This is a genomic window from Pseudomonas sp. A125, assembly GCF_055409485.1.
Genome location: NZ_JBUZVP010000022.1, coordinates 100,931 through 120,751, shown reverse-complemented (window position 1 = coordinate 120,751; position 19,821 = coordinate 100,931). Strand labels below are relative to the sequence as shown.

Below are 19,821 nucleotides of genomic sequence, written 5' to 3'. Positions count from 1 at the left end.
TGGAGACCTTGCTACGTAACGATCGGCTAAATCGAGGAGCGAGCGATCGTCCACGTCGACTCTCGGCACCTAATCTGACAGATCGCGAATAGATAAGGAGTGAGCGCAGCTCGCGAAAGAGCCAGTGAAATCAGCACATTTGCGGTGAATGTACCTTAGCCTTCGCGAGCTAGCGCTCGCTCCTACGGATTTTGGGCTGGCCTTGATACTGAGTACGACACAAGTTTCGTAGGAGTGAGCGTAGCTCGCGAAAGGGCCAGTGAAATCAGCACATTTGCGGTGACTGCACCTTAGCCTTCGCGAGCTGGCGCTCGCTCCTACGGGGCGCGGGTTTGCTGCGCGATAACGACTTTATGGCTGACCGGGAGCTACAGGAGTCGTCCTGAGTCGGTCCGGGAAATAATCAAGCTTCATAGCGCTCAACTATGACCCGTCCTGCGCTGCGCGCACCGCTCAACAACGTGCTTGCTACAACGCCACACGACTGATTGCCGCTTCGAAATCGCGCACAAACCCCGGCGAGTCGAACAGCGGTGACGTATCACGTGCCTGAACCAGACGCTGACGCAGCCCCGGCAGCAGATCGGCCTGGGTCGCCAGTTGCACGGCACGCTCTTCGTATTCGGCCAGCGTGGTGGTGATCAGCTCCGGCAGGTCCAGCGCGGTCAACAGGCTGCCGGCCATGCGCGAGGCGAAGGTGCGGCCCGAGCGGGTCAGCACCGGCAGGCCCATCCACAGCGCGTCGTTGGCCGTGGTGCCGGCATTGAACGGGTACGCATCCAGGAACAGGTCCGCTGCGGTATAGCGGGCCAGGTACTCCGGCGGTGCCACACGCGGTGCAAACAGCAAGCGGGCCGGGTCGATGCCCTGTTGCTCGGCTCTGGCGCACAGGTTGTTTTGCGCCCAGGTGTTGTCGGCCAGCAGCCACAGCAGGCTGTCGGGGGCGCGCTTGAGAATGCGCATCCAGCAGTCGAACACTTCTTCGTTGAATTTGTAGTTGTTGTTGAACGAGCAAAACACGAAGCGATCGTCCGGCAAACCGCACTGCGCACGGGTCGGCAGATCGGCCACCGGGCGCTGCCGGTCGCTGCACTGGTAGATCTTGTCCAGGTACAGCGGCGTCTCGCTGTAATAGGGTTTTTCGCTGTCAGGGATCAGGTAGCGGTCGGCAATCACGTAATCGATGCCCGGCAGCCCGGTGGTGCCCGGAAAGCCCAGGTACGTCATCTGCACCGGCGCAGGTTTGTACGCCACGATGTCCGCGCGTGCGCCGGAGGTCAGGCCGTGCAGGTCGATCAGGATGTCGATCTCGTGATTACGGATGCACTGCGCGGCGGTGGCGTCATTCATGCCGCCGATCAACACAAAGTGGTCCATGGCCTGTTTCACCCGGGCGCGCAGGGCCGAACCGTCTTCGCGGCTCCAGCAGAAGCCATAGACCTCAAAGCGTTCACGATCGATCAGCTCGAACAGCTCGACCGTCAGCAGCGACACGGCATGCAGGCAGAAGTCCGACGACAAAAAACCGATGCGCAGTTTCTGGTGGCCATAACCCTGCGCTGTGGTCAGAGACGGCACCCGCACATTGACCCGCTCTTTGACAAAATGCATCGCAGCGGCCAGTTGCAGGCCGGGGTCATCGCTGCCGGCGAGCAACGCCAAAGGCGAAGACGCCTTGAGCAGATCGCCGCGCGTCAGGCCAACCGGGGCGTCATACACCGGCCACACGCACTGCTTCTGGCGCAAATGCACCCAGTGCTGAATGACCTTGGGCTGGGCCGGGGCGGCCAGCAAGCTGGTGTGCAGAATCGCCTCGGCGGGCTGCAACTGGCGGGTTTCTTCCAGCAGCCGGCCCAGGTTGTTGCAGGTCAACAAGTACAGGTCCTGGCTTTGCTGCGCATCGACCAGCTTGTTGTCGAGCATCGATTGCCAGGTGGCCAGCGCTTCCTGCGGCTTGAGCTGACGCTCCAGCAGCGTGCCCAGATTGAACCAGGCCTGCGCGAACTCAGCGTTTTGCGCAATCGCCGCGCGATACGCCTGTTCGGCTTCTGCCACCCGTCCAAGGTTGGACAGCGTGACGCCCAGGTTGAACTGAATGATGTAATTGACCGCCGAGTGGCAGTGCGCAAGCCAGCGCTGATACAGCGTCGCGACATCGGCCGGGCGCTGCGCGGTCAGCAGCCGATCAGCGACCTGCAGCAGTTGCATCGGCTCCAGCGCGACACGCTCGGCCTGTTGCAGGGCGCAGGTCAGCACCTCATTGAGGTCTGGACTATCAAGATTCCCGGTCAGCATGAGTGAAGGCTCCACACATAAAAAAATACCGGACTCTTGCGAGCCCGGTATCAAGGTCTATCAAAGGTTTAACACTGAATATCAGCTAATCCAAGTGTGAACATCGGTGGCGACCAGCACTTGCACGTCACCGTCGTTGAACACGTTGTAGTTCGTGCCATCGACTGTTGCGGTGCCAGCGGCTTGCCATTCGCCTGCCGCGCCCTGGATCTGCACGCTGTCGTTCTGATCACCGTTGATGATCATCTGCACCGGCGCTGCGGCACCGTTGCCCAGATCCACCTGACCGGCCTGGCCAAGCTGGCTGACCGCGTTGGCATCGAGGGTCAGCGACGTAGTGGCACCGTTGTCGGCCGCCAGGTCGATGCTGCCCAGGGTATGGGCACCCACGACCGAGACATCCAGCTGGGTCAGGTCGATGGACTCGCCGCCATTGGCATCGGTGCGGAACCACACGTCAGCAATGGTGTGCGACTGGCCATCGCTGGTTTCGAAGCTGCTGTGCAGCCCGATCAGGTTGCCGTGGTTCAGCTCGGTGGTGGTCGCCGCTTCCAGATTGAACTGGGTGATACCCAGGTCTTTCAGGCTGTGCAGCTCGCCCGCGTCGCTGATGCCGTCGTTGTTGCTGTCGACCCAGACCTGCAAGGCAGCAAACAGCTGGTCGCCGGCGTTCACCACGCCGTCGTTGTTGCTGTCCATGCTTTGCAGGGCTTCGAAGCCGTCTTTGGCCAGCGAACCGTCCGCCAGGCGGAACGAGGAACCGAACAGCTCGGAACCATTGTTGATCGCGCCGTCGCCATTGACGTCCAGCACCAGCAGGCCGTCGCCGCCGGCCGTCCAGCCGGTGGCTTCTTTATGGCCGTCGGCGTTGAGGTCGAAGCGTGTGCCAGCCACCAGGTGCGTGGTCTGCACGCCGTCACCGTTGAGGTCCAGAACCAGCGGCGTGGACAAGGCCAGCGCGTCGATCTGGGCTGCGGTCATGGCTTGCAGCTGCGGCGTGGTGAAGGCGTCGACCTGGGTCATTTTCAGGTTGGACAGTTGGGCGGTGGTCAGGGCTGCTGCCTGGGCAGTGGTCAGGGCCACCACTTGAGTCGTGGTCAGCGATGCCAGATCGGCCGTTTCGATCGCCACGATCTGCGCGGTGGTCAGGGCAGCAATATCCGCCGTTTCCAGAGCGCTGATCTGATCAGTGGTCAGGGCGGCAATCTGCGTGGTAGTCAGCGCAGCGACCTGGCCTGTGGTCAGAGCCACCAACTGGGCACTGGTCAAGGCGGCGATGTCGGCGTTTTCCAGAGCGACGATCTGTGCGGTGGTCAGATTGGCCACTTGCGCAGTGGTCAGTGAAGACACCTGCTCGGTGGTCAGTGCAACGATCTGAGCGGTGGTCAGGGCGGCGGCGTCCACGGTTTGCAGTGCAGCGATCTGAGTCGGCTTGAGTGCGGCGATCTGAGTGGTGGTCAAGGCTGCGACCTGGCCGGTGGTCAGCGCAACGATGCCAGCAGTGGTCAGAGCGGCCACATCAGCGGTTTCCAGAGCCACGATCTGCCCGGTGGTCAGGTTGGCCACTTGAGCGGTGGTCAGGCCTGCAACCTGAGTGGTGGTCAGCGCTACCACTTGAGCAGTGGTCAATGCCGCGACATCGGCCGTTGGCAGTGCGGCGATCTGGGCTGCCGTCAGGTTGGCCACTTGAGCGGTGGTCAGGGCCACGGTTTGCGCCGTGGTCAGGCCAGCGATGGCTGCTGTGGTCATGGACGCCAGATCGGCCGTTTGCAGAGCGGCAACCTGAGTCGTGGTCAGCGCGGCAACCTGTGCAGATTTCAGCGCGCCAGCCTGTGCAGTGGTCAAGGCCACGATCTGGTCGGTGGTCAACGCGGCAGCCTGTGCGGTCGTCAGCGCAGCAATGCTGGTGACTGGCAAGGCAGCAATGTCGACCGTTTCAATCGCGGCAATCTGCGCGGTGGTCAAGGCGGCGACCTGAGCGGTCGTCAGTGCAGCAACCTGGGCGGTGGTCAGCGCGACAACCTGAGCGGTGGTCAACGCAGCCAGGTCCACGGTTTGCAGGGCGGCAATCTGAGTTGGCTTGAGCGCTGCGACCTGAGCAGTCGTCAGTGCAGCCACTTGAGCGGTGGTCAGCGCAACGATGCCGGCGGTGGTCAGCGAAGCGACATCCGCCGTTTCCAGCGCAGCCACTTGCGCGGTGGTCAGATTGGCCACTTGGGCAGTGGTCAAACCGGCCACCTGAGCGGTGGTCAGGGCGGCGATCTGGCCGGTGGTCAAGGCGACGACCTGAGTGGTGGTCAGCGCGGCAACGCTCGCCACTGGCAAGGCTGCAATGTCGGCCGTTTCAAGGGCAACGACTTGAGCGGTGGTCAGGGCCGCGATCTGGTTGGTTTTCAGTGCCGCCACTTGGCCGGTGGTCAGTGCGACGACCTGAGCGGTGGTCAATGCGACGACATCTGCCGTTTCCAGCGCGGCAATTTGTGTCGGCTTGAGCGCTGCGACCTGAGTGGTGGTCAGGTTGGCCACTTGAGCAGTGGTCAGCGCGACGATACCAGCAGTGGTCAGCGAGGCGAGATCCGCTGTTTGCAGTGCAGTGACCTGGGCAGTCGTCAGGTTGGCCACTTGGGCAGTGGTCAGCGCAGCCGCTTGAGCGGTGGTCAGGGCGACGATCTGATCGGTGGTCAGCGCAGCGGCGTCCACGGTTTGCAGAGCGGCAATCTGAGTTGGCTTGAGCGCCGCGATCTGAGCGGTGGTCAGTGCCGCGACCTGGGCGGTGGTCAACGCGACGATGCCAGCAGTGGTCAGCGAAGCGATGTCAGCCGTTTGCAGGGCAGCGACCTGGGCGGTGGTCAGGTTGGCCACTTGTGCAGTGGTCAGGCCAGCTACCTGCGCGGTGGTCAGGGCGACAATCTGGTCAGTGGTCAACGCGGCCGCTTGAGCGGTGGTCAACGCTGCAACACTGGTCACCGGCAAGGCAGCAATATCAGCGGTTTCCAGGGCGACCAGTTGAGCGGTCGTCAGGGCAGCCACCTGTGCCGTGGTCAGCGCGGCGACTTGACCAGTGGTCAGGGCGACGATCTGTGCGGTGGTCAATGCCGCCACATCAACGGTTTGCAGGGCAGCGATCTGAGCAGGCTTGAGTGCGGCCACTTGAGCGGTGGTCAGGTTGGCCACTTGTGCAGTGGTCAGCGCGACGATACCGGCGGTAGTCAAGGACGCGAGATCTGCAGTTTGCAGCGCAGCGACTTGTGCCGTAGTCAGGTTGGCCACTTGAGCGGTGGTCAAGGCAGCCGCCTGAGCAGTGGTCAGGGCGACGACCTGATCGGTGGTCAGCGCAGCCGCATCCACGGTTTGCAAGGCAGCGATCTGGCCCACGGTCAGTGCAGCGACCTGAGCTGTAGTCAGTGCAGCCACTTGAGCCGTGGTCAGCGCGACAATGCCGGCGGTGGTCAGCGAGGCGAGATCGGCCGTTTGCAGTGCAACGACCTGAGCGGTGGTCAGTGCAGCCACTTGAGCCGTGGTCAGGCCAGCGACCTGCGCGGTGGTCAGGGCGACGATCTGCGCCGTGGTCAGCGCAGCCGCTTGAGCGGTGGTCAGCGCGGCCACACTGGAAACCGGCAGGGCTGCAAGATCAGCGGTTTCCAGGGCAACCAACTGGGCCGTGGTCAGCGCGGCGATTTGTGCGGTGGTCAGGGCGGCGACTTGACCGGTGGTCAGGGCGACGATCTGCGCCGTGGTCAGGGCGGCCAGGTCAACGGTCTGCAAGGCCGCGATCTGGGTTGGCTTGAGGGCGGCCACTTGAGTGGTGGTCAGGTTGGCGACCTGGGCGGTGGTCAACGCCACCACTTGAGCAGTCGTCAACGACGCAAGATCCGCCGTCTGCAACGCGGCCACTTGAGCGGTGGTCAGGTTGGCCACTTGAGCGGTGGTCAAGGCCGCCGCCTGGGCAGTGGTCAGCGCGACGACCTGATCGGTGGTCAGTGCAGCGACATCGGCGGTCGGCAGGGCTGCAACCTGAGCCACGGTCAGTGCAGCGACCTGAGCAGTGGTCAACGCAGCGGCCTGAGCGGTGGTCAATGCAGCAACGGCCGTGGTGGTCAGTGCTGCCAGATCAACCGTTTGCAGTGCCGCGACTTGAGCGGTGGTCAGTGCAGCCACCTGGGTGGCTTTCAAGGCGGCGGCCTGAGCGGTGGTCAGCGCCACAACCTGAGCGGTGGTCAACGCAGCCGCCTGGGCGGTGGTCAGTGCAGCAATGCTGGTGGCCGGCAAGGCCGCGATATCGGCCGTTTCCAGAGCCGCGACCTGAGCGGTGGTCAGAGCCGCGATCTGGTTGGTTTTCAGTGCACCCACTTGAGTGGTGGTCAGTGCCACGACCTGAGCGGTGGTCAGGGCTGCAACATCTGCAGTTTCCAGCGCGGCGACCTGAGTCGCGGTGAGGGCGGCGACCTGAGTGGTGGTCAGTGCGGCGACCTGGCCGGTGGTCAGGGCAACAATACCGGCCGTGGTCAGCGAGGCGACATCTGCAGTTTGCAGCGCAGCAACTTGAGCGGTGGTCAGGTTAGTGACTTGAGCAGTCGTCAGGCCTGCAACCTGAGCGGTGGTCAATGCCACAACCTGATCGGTGGTCAGGGCAGCGACATCGGCGGTCGGCAGGGCTGCAACCTGGGCCACGGTCAGGGCGGCGACCTGAGCGGTGGTCAATGCAGCAGTCTGAGCGGTGGTCAATGCAGCGACGGCCGTGGTGGTCAGTGCTGCCAGATCAGCCGTTTGCAGCGCAGCGACTTGAGCGGTCGTCAGTGCAGCGACCTGGGTGGCTTTCAAGGCGGCGGCTTGTGCGGTGGTCAGCGCGACGACCTGAGCAGTCGTCAGTGCGGCGGTTTGTGCAGTGGTCAGCGCGGCAATGCTGGTGACGGGCAAGGCGGCGATGTCGACTGTTTCCAGCGCGGCGACCTGAGCGGTGGTCAGGGCAGCGATCTGGTTGGTTTTCAGTGCACCCACTTGTGCGGTGGTCAGCGCGACCACTTGAGCGGTGGTCAGCGCTGCAACGTCAGCGGTTTCCAGGGCGGCGACTTGCAGCGGCTTGAGTGCAGCGACCTGGGCGGTGGTCAGGTTGGCCACTTGAGCCGTGGTCAGCGCGGCGATGCCGGCGGTGGTCAGTGCACCGATATCGGCGGTTTCAAGGGCTGCGGTTTGCGCCGTGGTCAGGTTGGCCACTTGTGCGGTGGTCAGCGCGACAACCTGAGCGGTGGTCAACGCAGCCGCCTGGGCGGTGGTGAACGCGGCAATGCTGGCAGCCGGCAAGGCGGCAATGTCAACAGTTTCCAGTGCAGCGACCTGAGCGGTAGTCAAGGCGGCGATCTGGTTGGTTTTCAGTGCGGCAACCTGAGCGGTAGTCAGCGCCACGACTTGAGCCGTGGTCAGCGCTGCAACGTCAGCGGTTTCCAGGGCGGCGACTTGCAGCGGCTTGAGGGCGGCGATCTGAGTGGTGGTCAGGTTGGCCACTTGAGCGGTGGTCAGCGCGGCGATGCCGGCGGTGGTCAGTGCAGCGATATCGGCGGTTTCAAGGGCTGCGGTTTGCGCCGTGGTCAGATTGGCCACTTGTGCGGTGGTCAGCGCAGCGACTTGAGCGGTGGTCAGCGCGACGATCTGAGCGGTGGTCAGGGCCGCGGCATCTGCGGTTTGCAGAGCGGCGATCTGAGTAGGCTTGAGTGCTGCGACCTGGGCGGTGGTCAGTGCAGCCACCTGAGCGGTGGTCAGCGCGACAATACCGGCTGTGGTCAAAGCACCGATATCAGCGGTTTCCAGCGCAGCGACCTGCCCGGTGGTCAGGTTGGCCACTTGAGCCGTGGTCAGGCCTGCGACCTGAGCGGTGGTCAATGCGACGATTTGAGCGGTGGTCAGTGCAGCAGTCTGTGCAGTGGTCAATGCCGCGACGCTGGCTACAGGCAGGGCTGCGATGTCAGCGGTTTCAATGGCCACCAACTGAGCGGTGGTCAGCGCACTGATTTGGTTGGTTTTCAGCGCAGCGACCTGGCCGGTGGTCAGAGCAACGATCTGCGCGGTGGTCAGGGCTGCCAGGTCTACGGTCTGCAGGGCTGCGATCTGAGTTGCCTTGAGGGCGGCGACCTGTGCGGTGGTCAGCGCAGCGACCTGAGCGGTGGTCAGTGCGACGATGCTGCCGGTGGTCAGAGCGGCCACATCGGCGGTCTGCAGCGCAGCAACCTGGGTGGTGGTCAGGTTGGCCACTTGTGCAGTGGTCAGGCCAGCCACTTGAGCGGTGGTCAGGGCCACAACCTGGGCGGTGGTCAGCGCCGCGGCTTGCGCGGTAGTCAGTGCAGTGACGCTGGCAACTGTCAGCGCGGCAACATCGGCGGTTTCAAACGCTGCAACCTGAGCGGTGCTCAGCGCTGCAACCTGCGCGGTTTTCAGTGCACCGACTTGAGCGGTGGTCAGCGCCACGACTTGAGCAGTGGTCAGGCCAGGCAGTTGCGCGGCGGTGAATGCTCCCACGTTAGCGGTGGTAATGACCGCAACCTGAGCGGTGGTCAGCGCTGCAATCTGCGCTGTGCTGAAGGCGGCAATGTCGGCAGTAGCCAAACCCGCAATGGTTGTGGTGCTCAAGGCAGCAACTTGCGCGGTCGTCAACGAAGAAATAAAGCTCATATACGCGTCCTGTTTAAGGTCATAACCGCGCTGTCAGCGTTGCCGCCTTAGCTTGATGGAAAGAATGGGTTGCCCATGTGTCACCGTTAGCGACCGAGGCTTGAGAAACATTAAGAACTTTTTATATGGCTTTTTGCCTTTTTTTGTTTTTTGGTTATTAAAAGGCATAGCCTTAGAGGCTAAGGCCAGAATACAGGTAATATCATATGGCTATTACTGTTTTTTGAATGCCATTTCCAGCGGCAGACGATCAGCGGTGCAGAGCCGCGCAAGGCTTGTCACCACCTTGACCCTCTGTGGCTCTTCCCCTAGTGTGCGCTGGAACCTCCGTCTGTCGGCGCACGGCGCGCAGTACGTCATCCCCAGCCTCGCGCTATCCAGCAAGGGTCTTGATCGGATTCGGGTCAAACAGCATTTTTCCGGCTGGCAGGCATGTGCTGCCAATCGAGGCGCCCTGCGATGTGGGCAATAAACCTGAGGTAACAGCAATGATCGTGAATGGCGACAACTTCAACATCACCAACCTGCCCCTGTTCAAGCACAGCCTCGAAGGCCTGCGCCAAAGCGTCGCCACCCCGGACAGCTTCTACAGCTCCGACAACGTCATCTGCTGGAACCGCAACTTCAGCTTCATGACCGATGAAGGCTTCATGGAGATCATGCGTCGCAACGCCACCTCCAACATCGAAATGACGATCATCTGGCGGACCTACATCCTCTGCCACTTCGCCACGCTGGCCCGCAGCCTGCCGGGTGATTTTGTCGAGGTGGGTGCCTACAAGGGCAACACCGCCAATGTCATTGCCGATCGCATCGACATGGCCTCCAGTGGCAAGCAGTACTATTTGTACGATGCGTTCGAGCATCAAGAGACCGACGAACACCATGCCATGCCCGAGCACGGCCCGCAGCTGTACAACCAGGTCAAGGAACGCTTTGCGAACTACCCGTTCGTGCAAGTGATTCAGGGCTATGTGCCGGAGTCGTTCGAAAAGGGCTTTCCCGAGAAAATCGCCTTTGCCCACGTCGACCTCAACCAGGCACCGGCCGAAGTCGAGGCGCTCAAGCGCATCGTCCCGAACATGGTGCCCGGCGCCGTGCTGGTTCTCGATGACTACGGCTGGTGGAGTTACGGTTCGCAGAAAGCGGCCGAAGACCCGCTGCTGGCCTCGTTTGGCCTGACCGTCCTGGAACTGCCAACCGGCCAGGGCCTGGTGATCAAGCCCTACGCGTAATGCCCCGGCCTGCCGGTCATGTAACCGGCAGGCCGACAGGTTTTAGACCAGCTGTCTGTAAACCTCAACGGTGCGCTCGCACATCCGCTGCGCGGTAAACAACGCCTCGAAACGCGCCCGGGCCTGGGTGCCGAAGCGGGCGGCTTCTTCGGGGTTGTCCCACAGGCGGCGCAAGGCCTCGCGCAGTGCCTGCGGGTTCTCCGGTGGCACGGCCAGCCCGGTTTCACCGTCGATATTGACGAACGTGGTGCCGGTGCCGATCTCGCACGAGATCATCGGCTTGCTGTACATCGACGCTTCCAGCAGCGAAATGCCGAATGCCTCGGAGCGCAAGTGCGAGGGGAACACCAGCGCATGGCTCAATTGCAGCAGGCAGGCCTTGTCTTCGTCGTCCAGGCGGCCGAGAAAACGCACGTTGCGCAATTGCAGGCGCTCGGCCTGGGCCTTGAGCTCTTGTTCTTGCGGCCCGCCGCCCAGAATCAGCACCGGGTAATCCACGCCTTCCAGAGCATCGAGCAGGGTGCTCAGGCCCTTGTAATAGCGCAGCACACCGACGAACAGAAAGAACGTGTCCGGCACCTGAGCCTGCCAGTGCGCCTGGCGTTCGCCCGACACCTGCGGATAGGCCGTTTCATCCAGCCCGTATGGCACCACCACGGTCTTGTCGGCAAAGGGCTTGAGGGTTTCGCTGGTGCGCTGGTAATTGGGCGAGGCGACCAGAATACGGTCCATGCTGCCCAGCATGCGGTTCATCAGCGGCGCATACAGCTTGAGCAGGGTGCGCTGCTTGATGATGTCGGAGTGATAACTCAACACCGTTGGACGACCATGGCGGGTAGCGAAATGCACCAGGTCCATCATCGGCCACGGAAAATGAAAGTGCACAAGGTCCGCTTCGGCGGCCATGGCCTTGAAGGTAGAGAACGCCGACAACGAAAAGCCGGTAGAGGCCAGGTTGAAGTTCTCTTTGACCCGCACCACCGAGTGGTCGGCCACCTGAATACGCTCAGGCGAAGGGGTCGGGCTCAAGGTCAGAACCTGACCCTCCACGCCAAACGCGCGGCTGCCCTGGCAAAGCTGAAACATGACCTGTTCGATACCGCCGGTGGTGTCGGGGTAATAGGTCTTGAAGAAGTGCAATACCTTCATGGGGGAACTCGAATGGGGACCGATCACTCAAGACCGGCACAAGACCCGTAGGAGCGAGCGTAGCGCTCGCGAAAAGGCCTGCACACCGGCATTCGCGAGCTTTACGCTCGCGAATGCAGAATCGGTGTTGTGCCACTCAACGGGCAGACAACATCCAGCTCAGGGTTTCGCGCAGTGGCGGGGTCTGCCAGTCGGCAACCAGTGTGCGCAGACGGGTATTGTCACCGCACAGGGTCTTGACCTCGTTGGCCCGCACAAACGCCGGGTTGACCTGTACATCGATGGTCTGGCCGGTGATGTCGCGGCACATGTCCAGCACTTCACGCAGCGAGTGGGTCACGCCGGAGCTGACGTTGATGGTCTGGCCGATCGGCTGGCTTTCCAGCAAGCCGCGGTAGGCGCTGACCACGGCACGGACATCGCTGAAATCGCGCCAGACGTCCAGGTTGCCCAGTTCGATGGTGTCGGCCTTGCGAACAAAGTGCGAAACGATCTTGGGCAACAGGAAGTTATCGGCCTGGCCGACGCCGGTGTAGTTGAACGGGCGGGCAATGATCAGCGGCAGACGGTCGTGCCAGAGGCTCGCCATGTACTCCATCGCCAGTTTGCTCACCGCGTAATCGTTGGCCGGCGCCGGCTGAGTCGACTCGTCGAGCAGGCCGCTGGACGCATTGCCATACACGTTGGCACTGCTGGCCAGCAGCACGGAATCAGGCGTCTTGCCGCAGGCCGCGATGGCCTCCAGCAAGTTACGGGTGCCAATCAGGTTGACCTGATAAAACGCATCCGCCACGCCATGCCCGACAAAGGCCAGCGCCGCCAGGTGCACGACGATGTCCGGCTGAATATCGGCCAGCAGCGTGCGCAGGCCAGCGGCGTCCGTGAGGTCCGCCTGATAGTAACCGGCGCTGTTCGAAGGCTGGCTTCCGGTACCGAGCACCTCACAGCCGCGAGCGGCAAGCTCGGCGGCCATGAACTGCCCGGTGAAGCCATTGATACCTGTAATCAGGGCACGCTTACCGGCGATATTCATCAGAAGGAGAAGCCTTTTTCGTTACGGCGCAGGTCCGCCTCGACCATCATGCGGCACAGCTCTTCAAGGTTGGTCTTGGGCTCCCAGCCCAGGACTTCCTTGGCCTTGGCCGGGTTGCCGATCAGCAGCTCGACTTCGGCAGGGCGGTAGAACTTCGGATTGATGCCGACCAGTACCTTGCCGGTGGCCGCGTCGATGCCTTGCTCGGCTTCGTCCTTGCCTTCCCACTTCAGGGTGATGCCGACTGCCTTGAACGCCATGCTGACGAAATTGCGTACGGTTTCGGTGCGGTTGGTGGCCAGCACGAAGGTGTCCGGCTCATCGGCTTGCAGCATGCGCCACATGCCTTCGACGTATTCCTTGGCAAAGCCCCAGTCGCGCTTGGCGTCCATGTTGCCCAGTTCGAGCTTGTCGAGCAGGCCCAGTTTGATCTTGGCCACCGAGTCGGTGATCTTGCGGGTCACGAACTCACGGCCGCGCAGTGGCGACTCGTGGTTGAACAGGATGCCGCTGGTGGCGAAGATGCCGTACGACTCGCGGTAGTTGATGGTCATCCAGTGCGCGTACAGCTTGGCAACACCATACGGGCTGCGCGGGTAGAACGGCGTGCTCTCGATCTGCGGAATCGCCTGGACCTTGCCGAACATTTCCGAAGTGGACGCCTGGTAGAAGCGAATCTTGGAATTGACGATGCGGATCGCTTCGAGCAGGTTTACTGCACCCAGGCCGGTGATTTCGGCGGTGGTGACCGGCTGGTCGAACGACACACCCACGAAGCTTTGTGCCGCGAGGTTATAAACCTCGGTGGCTTCGGTGGTTTGCAGCAAACGAATACTGGCAGAGAGGTCGGTCAGGTCGTATTCGACCAGGTGCAGATTCGGGTTGTTCTGGATGCCCAGCTCTTCGATACGCCAGAAGTTGACAGAGCTGGTACGGCGATAGGTGCCGTAGACGGTATAGCCCTTCTCGAGGAGCAGTTCGGCCAGGTAGGCGCCGTCTTGACCTGTGATGCCGGTAACGATTGCTTTCATGCTGGGGGTTTTACTCCATTAAAAAGAGTGGGTAGCCAAGGACGACTGGCACAAGCAGCGGCCAGTAAACGAAAGGACGCGATGATACAGGTTAGGCCGCTTATATACGACCCGCCAGGCCATGTGTCTGCGGCTGTAGCGGCTGTATCGAAACAGTACAAACGCTGTAATCGAACAGTGCCCGAGTGCGTTAGTGGCTAACTGACACTCAATCGGGTATTTAATTCCCGGTCCCTGTTCATGGGGTGAACCAATAGCCGGATGCCCCCTCCAACCCCTTCTTCAGGCGGCCACCCGAACGACTAAACGATGACTATTGCGATGAAGGCGATATAGTGCGCCTCCAGAAATTCCTTTTTGGCGTTTCTGCGTTTCGCTGTCCAAGGCTCAAAGGACTTTGCCGCCCGTGGGCAGGCCCCCGAAAGGGATCTTCCGAAACACACTTTCAAGCGTGCGGCCATGCCGCCGCACCCTTATCAGGAGTCATGAATGTTGGAGTTGTTTAGGAGCCTCTGGGGTTACCGGGGTTTCGTGTTTTCGTCCATTCGCAATGAATTTTCCGCCCGCTTTTCCCGTAGTCGCCTGGGCGGTCTATGGATGATCATCAACCCGTTGGCGCAAGTTGCGATTTATGCGCTGGTGCTCTCCAACGTCCTGGCCGCCAAACTGCCTGGCATTGAAAACAAGTATGCCTACGCGCTTTACCTGATGGCCGGGATATTGGCCTGGAGCCTGTTTGCCGAGATCATTGGCCGCTGCCTGACCCTGTTTATCGACCAGGGCAACCTGATGAAGAAAATGCGCTTTCCGCGCATTACCCTGCCGGTGATCGTCGTCGGGTCCTGCCTGCTCAATTACCTGCTGCTGTTTGTCGCCCTGCTGGTGGTGTTCGCCCTGCTGGGGCAGTGGCCACAGTGGCAAATGCTCTGGCTCATCCCCCTGACCGTGGTGGTGACCGCGCTGGCCGTCGGCCTGGGGCTGATCATCGGCGTGCTTAACGTGTTCATTCGAGACGTAGGCCAGGTGATCCCGATTCTGTTGCAGATCTGGTTCTGGTTCACCCCGGTGGTCTACCCGCTCAACATCATTCCTGACGAATACAAGGGCTATATGGCCATGAACCCCATGTTTCCGATCGTCAGTGCCTACCACGATGTGCTGGTCTACGCTCGGGCACCGGACATGCAAAGCATTGCACTGACCGCCGCCATTGCCGTGGTACTGCTGGGCCTGGGCCTGTTCATGTTCCGCCGCGCCGCACCGGAAATGGTGGACGTCCTATGAGCCTGCTGAGCGTCAACAACCTGGGCAAGGCCTACCGCACCTATACCTCTGAACTGCAGCGCGTGGCGCGCTGGTTCGGCATGCCGGTCAAGCCGAGCGAAGAGCACTGGGTGCTCAAGCACCTGAGCTTCAATATCGAGGCCGGTGAGGCCATCGGCATCGTTGGCCAGAACGGTGCGGGCAAATCGACCCTGCTGAAAATGATCACCGGCACCTTGCAGCCCACCGAAGGGCATGTGCAGGTCAATGGCCGCATCGCTGCCATTCTGGAACTGGGCATGGGCTTCACTCCGGACCTGACCGGGCGCCAGAACGTCTATCACGCCGCTGGCCTGATGGGCTTCAATGCCGAGCAGATCGACGCCGTTATCGACGACATCGCCGCGTTTGCCGAAATAGGCACGTACTTCGACGACGCCGTGCGCACCTACTCCAGCGGCATGCAGATGCGCGTGGCGTTCGCCGTGGCCACGGCGTTTCGCCCCGACATCCTGATCGTCGATGAAGCACTGTCGGTCGGCGACAGCTACTTCCAGCACAAAAGCTTCGAGCGCATTCGTGAATTTCAGCGCCAGGGCACTACGCTGCTGATCGTCTCCCACGACCGTGGCTCGATCCAGGCCCTGTGTGACCGCGCAATCCTGCTGGAAAAAGGCACCGTCATCAAAGACGGCAACCCTGAAGAAGTCATGGATTTCTACAACGCCCTGATCGCTGAAAAAGAAAACTCCAAAGTCGAGGTGCGTGAGCTCGAAGATGGCTCCTTGCAAACCCGCTCCGGCAGCGGCGAGGCCAGCATCGGTGCGGTCACTCTGCATAACGCCGCCGGCGAGCGCATCGAATTTGCCTCGGTCGGCGAGCCGGTGTCGCTGCGCGTCCAGACACAGATCAACAGCCCCATCCCTGAACTGGTGGTCGGCTACATGATCAAGGACCGTCTCGGCCAGCCGGTATTCGGCACCAATACCCACCATCTGGGCTGCACGCTGCACGATTTGCAGGCGGGTGAAACACCAGGGTATTCGTTCAATTTCATCGCCAACCTTGGCGTCGGGTCGTATTCGGTGGCGGTGGCATTGCACACCACAGACAGCCACCTGGCGCGCAACTATGAATGGGTGGATCTAACGCTCGTGTTCAACGTCGTCAATATTTCCCAGGGCGAGTTCGTCGGCCTGGCCTGGATTCCACCGACTGTGGAGTGCCATCGATGAGCAGCTCTTTCTATCGTGCGTTCGAAGATCGCTATCGCGGCTCGCGTGAACTGATTCACGAGCGCCAGCAAATCTATGTGCCGTTTCTCGAGCCGCTGAAACACCTGTATCCCGAGCGCAAGGCGCTGGATGTCGGCTGCGGCCGTGGCGAGTGGCTGGAAATCCTGATCAGCAACGGTTTCGACCCGCTGGGCGTTGACCTCGATGCCGGCATGCTGGAGGCCTGCCACGCGCTGGGGCTGCCGGTCGAGCAGGGCGATGCACTGGAAATACTCAAGCGCCTGCCCGATAACAGCCTGACCGTCGTTTCGGGCTTTCACCTGGCCGAGCACATTCCCTTCGATGTCCTCAACGAACTGGTCCGACAGACCCTGCGCGTGCTCAAGCCCGCCGGTTTGTTGATCCTGGAAACACCCAACCCTGAAAACCTGATGGTCGGGACCGAAACCTTCTACCTGGACCCCAGCCACGAGCGGCCCATTCCGCACCTGCTGCTGAGCTTCCTGGCGGAATATTGCGGTTTCCATCGCTCCAAGCTGCTGCGTCTGCAAGAGCCTGCGGGACTGGCCGAAGGTGGCGCCGTCAACCTGATGAGCGTCTTTCATGGCGTCAGTCCCGACTACGCCATCGTTGCGCAGAAACAAGGCCAGGTCGAACACCTGCGTGCTTTCGATGGCGCCTTCAACCGTACTTATGGCCTGTCGCTGGAGTCGCTCGCCAACCGCTACGACAGCCAGGTGACAGGCACGCAGGCGCAGCTCAACGAGCTGGAGCGCCTGACCCATGAACTGCACCATCACCACGCCCAGACCAACGCTCAAGGGCATCAGCTGTGGCAGCGGGCGGCTGACGCTGACATCCGCATGCAGCAGATGCAGGAGCAGGCAAACAGCGAAATCGAGCTGCGTCACAATGAGTTCGAGCGCATTCAGGGCGAGTTTGTCCGGGTCAATGGCGAGTTTGGACGAGTCGATGGCGAGTTTGAACGAGTCAAGGCCGAGCTGAACGCCATCAGAGCACAGAACCTGGCCTACCAGCAGCAGATGATGGCTTTGCTCAACAGCGCTTCCTGGCGGGTTACCCATCCGTTGCGCGTGTCCAAGTCACTGGCCAAATGGACCCTCAAGCAGCCCAAACGTACCGTGCGCTCGGTGCTGTTCCGCTCGGTGCGCTTTGTCTTGAATCGCCCGGGCCTGCGTCTGCGCGTCAGCAATGCCATCAAGAACCACCCGGTGGTGTTCCAGCGTGTACGGCAATTTGCTCTTGCGCATGGCCTCATTCACCTCAGCCCCGAGGAAATGAGTCCGGTCACGGCAGCCACAGAAGCCTCCGAAGACGGTTTCGACAAGGCCAGCCCGCGAGTCGCGCACATCTACTCCGAACTGAAACAGGCTTTTGAGCGTAAGGAAAACCGCTGATGCGTATTGTTATTGACCTGCAAGGCGCACAGTCTGAAAGCCGCTTCCGGGGGATTGGCCGTTACTCGCTGTCGCTTGCCCTGGCCATGGCTCGCAATGCCGGCGACCACGAAATCTGGCTGGCCCTCAACAGCCGCATGCCTGACAGCATCTCGGATATCCGCAAGGCCTTTACCGGACTGATCCCGCCACAGCGTATTCGTATCTTCGATGTGCCGGACGCCTCAAGCCCCGGCCCGTGGAGCGAGCGCGCTGCCGAAGTGCTGCGGGAAAACTTCCTGGGTTCGCTCAACCCCGATGTCGTCGTGGTCAGCAGCCTGTTCGAAGGCTACTGGGCCAACGCCGTGACCTCGATCGGCGCCGTGCCGGTCAGGTACCAGACCGCGACGATCCTGTACGACCTGATTCCGTTGATGAACGAGGCGGTCTACCTGCCCACGGCGGAGCTCAAGGGCTATTACTTCCGCAAGATCGACTGGCTTAAAAGCGCCGATATCCTGCTGGCCATCTCCGACTCCTCGAAGCAGGAAGCGGTGACCCACCTGAACATCGCTGCCGACAAAATTGCCAACATCTCGGCTGCCATCGGCGAGCAGTTCGTGCCCGACGCCGTTGATGCGGCGCGCAACACAGCGCTGCTGGAGCGCCTGGGCATCAACGCAGATTTCATCCTGTATGCGCCGGGCGGCTTCGATCCACGTAAAAACTTTGCCCGTTTGCTAGAGGCGTACAGCACGCTGCCCGATCACCTCAAGGACCAGCATCAACTGGTGATCGCCAGCAAACTGCACCCCCAGCAACGGGCCGAACTGCTGGGCTTCGCGGAAAAATACGGCGTACATCCCCATCAATTGGTGCTCACCGGCTACGTGAACGACCAGGATCTGATCAGCCTCTACTCGCTGACCGAACTGTTCGTGTTCCCGTCCACCCACGAAGGCTTCGGCTTGCCCGTGCTCGAGGCCATGGCCTGTGGCGCCGCAGTGATTGGCTCCAATTGCAGCAGCGTGCCGGAAGTCATTGGTTGCAACGAGGCGCTGTTCGATCCGCTGTCGGTCAAATCGATCGCCGCCAAAATGCTCCAGGGCCTGGAAGATGAAGGCTTGCGTACCCGCCTGATCAGCAACGCCGTCGAGCAGTGCGCAAAGTTTTCCTGGGACGAGTCGGCGAAAAAAGCCATTGCCGCGCTTGAGCAACGCCACCAGCCCATCGAGGCGCAGCCTGCGGGCCTTGCACTGGACACCGTGCTGCAGCAGCTGGTCGCACTGTCCGACCAGACACCGAGCGAGGCCGAGCTGTTCAGGATCGCCAAAAGCATGGCATTCAACTTTTCCGGCGCCGGGCAGCGGCAGCTGCTGCTGGACGTTTCCAGCATCGTCCACAGCGATGCCAAATCCGGCATCCAGCGTGTGGTGCGCAGCCTGTTGCACGAATTCCTGAGCGTGCCGCCCACAGGGCTGACCGTGCGCCCGGTCTACTATGCCGACGGCCGCTACTACTACGCCAACGCCTTCACCTCGCGGATCCACCCGGTGTTTCCCGAGACGGTTGATGCAACGATCGACTTTGCCCAGGACGATATCTATCTGTCCCTGGACCTGAACATGCATCTGGCCAGCCAGCTTTACCCGCTGCATCACCAGATGAGCCTGATGGGCGTGCAGGTCAACTACATCGTCTATGACCTGTTGCTGCACCATCGCCCCGACTGGTGGCTGGCCCCCAACGGCGACCTGTTTGCCGACTGGCTGCACAAGATCAGCCTGGTGGCCAGCAACCTGATCTGCATCTCGGCAGCGGTGGCCAACGAAATGCAGACCTGGCTGAACCAGCACCCGGAAAAATGCGGTGGCAACAAACCCGCCGTGACCAGCTTCCACCTGGGGGCCGACATTGACAACAGCCTGCCGTCGCGCGGCCTGCCCGACGATGCCCCGCAGTTACTCAAATGCCTGGCGCAAAAGCCCAGCTTCCTGATGGTCAGCACCATCGAGCCGCGCAAGGGCCATGCCCAGGCCCTGGCCGCGTTCGAAGCGCTCTGGGCACAAGGTGTCGACATCAATCTGGTCATCATCGGCAAGCGCGGCTGGCTGGTCGACGAGTTGGTCATGCGCCTGGAAAACCATCCGGAAAAAGGCAGCCGCCTGTTCTGGCTCGAGGGCATCAGCGACGAATACCTGGAAAAAGTATATTCGACCGCCACCTGCCTGATTGCCGCCTCAGAAGGCGAGGGCTTCGGCCTGCCGCTGATCGAAGCTGCGCAGCATCACTTGCCGATGATCATTCGCGACCTGCCGGTATTCCGCGAAATTGCCGGTGAGCATGCGTTCTACTTCCAGGGCATGACTGCCGAAGAGCTGGCCAGCGCGATTCAGGCCTGGCTTGAGCTGCATAAAGACGGCAAGCACCCGACCTCGGCCACCATGCCCTGGCTGACGTGGGAGCAGAGTGCCGAGCAGCTCAAGGCCGTGCTGACAGCACGCTAATGACTCACCCTTT

Annotated in this window: 10 protein-coding genes; 5 read left to right on the top strand and 5 right to left on the bottom strand. The window is 61.5% G+C overall.

What is annotated here, in order from left to right; all coding sequences use genetic code 11:
• Positions 1-468: 468 nt before the first annotated feature.
• On the bottom strand, positions 469-2,295 hold the full coding sequence (locus ACZRN6_RS25815; RefSeq protein ID WP_212551052.1) for an O-linked N-acetylglucosamine transferase, SPINDLY family protein: 1,827 nt from the start codon (positions 2,293-2,295) through the stop codon (positions 469-471).
• A gap of 81 nt (positions 2,296-2,376) precedes the next feature.
• Positions 2,377-8,958, bottom strand: a complete 6,582-nt coding sequence (locus ACZRN6_RS25810) for a hypothetical protein (RefSeq protein ID WP_212551053.1) — start codon at positions 8,956-8,958, stop codon at positions 2,377-2,379.
• Between the two features lie 488 nt (positions 8,959-9,446).
• Between ACZRN6_RS25810 and ACZRN6_RS25805 the strand changes: the two genes are divergently transcribed.
• Complete coding sequence (locus ACZRN6_RS25805; RefSeq protein ID WP_212551054.1) at positions 9,447-10,193, top strand: class I SAM-dependent methyltransferase; 747 nt, start codon at positions 9,447-9,449, stop codon at positions 10,191-10,193.
• Positions 10,194-10,235: 42 nt separating this feature from the next.
• On the opposite strand, the gene ACZRN6_RS25800 is transcribed toward ACZRN6_RS25805, so the two are convergent.
• The 3 genes from ACZRN6_RS25800 to gmd all read right to left on the bottom strand — a co-directional run bounded on the left by ACZRN6_RS25800 (position 10,236) and on the right by gmd (position 13,406).
• On the bottom strand, positions 10,236-11,342 hold the full coding sequence (locus ACZRN6_RS25800) for a glycosyltransferase family 4 protein (protein WP_212551055.1): 1,107 nt from the start codon (positions 11,340-11,342) through the stop codon (positions 10,236-10,238).
• 136 nt (positions 11,343-11,478) lie between these two features.
• Positions 11,479-12,375, bottom strand: coding sequence for a GDP-mannose 4,6-dehydratase (locus tag ACZRN6_RS25795; RefSeq protein ID WP_212551056.1), 897 nt, complete (start codon positions 12,373-12,375; stop codon positions 11,479-11,481).
• The gene (gene gmd / locus ACZRN6_RS25790; protein ID WP_212551057.1) at positions 12,375-13,406 is read right to left on the bottom strand and encodes a GDP-mannose 4,6-dehydratase; all 1,032 of its coding nucleotides are present in this window, start codon (positions 13,404-13,406) and stop codon (positions 12,375-12,377) included. Before gmd ends, ACZRN6_RS25795 begins: the two co-directional genes overlap by 1 nt.
• A 489-nt stretch (positions 13,407-13,895) precedes the next feature.
• Between gmd and ACZRN6_RS25785 the strand changes: the two genes are divergently transcribed.
• From ACZRN6_RS25785 to ACZRN6_RS25770, 4 genes are read left to right on the top strand one after another with little or no spacing between them, the layout of a single operon-like run.
• Entirely contained in the window at positions 13,896-14,690 is a 795-nt protein-coding gene (locus tag ACZRN6_RS25785) for an ABC transporter permease (protein ID WP_212551058.1), read from the top strand.
• Entirely contained in the window at positions 14,687-15,904 is a 1,218-nt protein-coding gene (locus tag ACZRN6_RS25780; RefSeq protein WP_212551059.1) for an ABC transporter ATP-binding protein, read from the top strand. The genes ACZRN6_RS25785 and ACZRN6_RS25780 overlap by 4 nt, the downstream gene beginning before the upstream one ends.
• Entirely contained in the window at positions 15,901-17,322 is a 1,422-nt protein-coding gene (locus tag ACZRN6_RS25775) for a class I SAM-dependent methyltransferase (RefSeq protein WP_212551060.1), read from the top strand. Before ACZRN6_RS25780 ends, ACZRN6_RS25775 begins: the two co-directional genes overlap by 4 nt.
• Positions 17,322-19,808 carry a glycosyltransferase family 4 protein gene (locus tag ACZRN6_RS25770; protein ID WP_212551061.1) on the top strand — a complete coding sequence of 829 codons (2,487 nt, stop codon included), beginning with the start codon at positions 17,322-17,324 and terminating at the stop codon, positions 19,806-19,808. Before ACZRN6_RS25775 ends, ACZRN6_RS25770 begins: the two co-directional genes overlap by 1 nt.
• Positions 19,809-19,821: the final 13 nt, after the last annotated feature.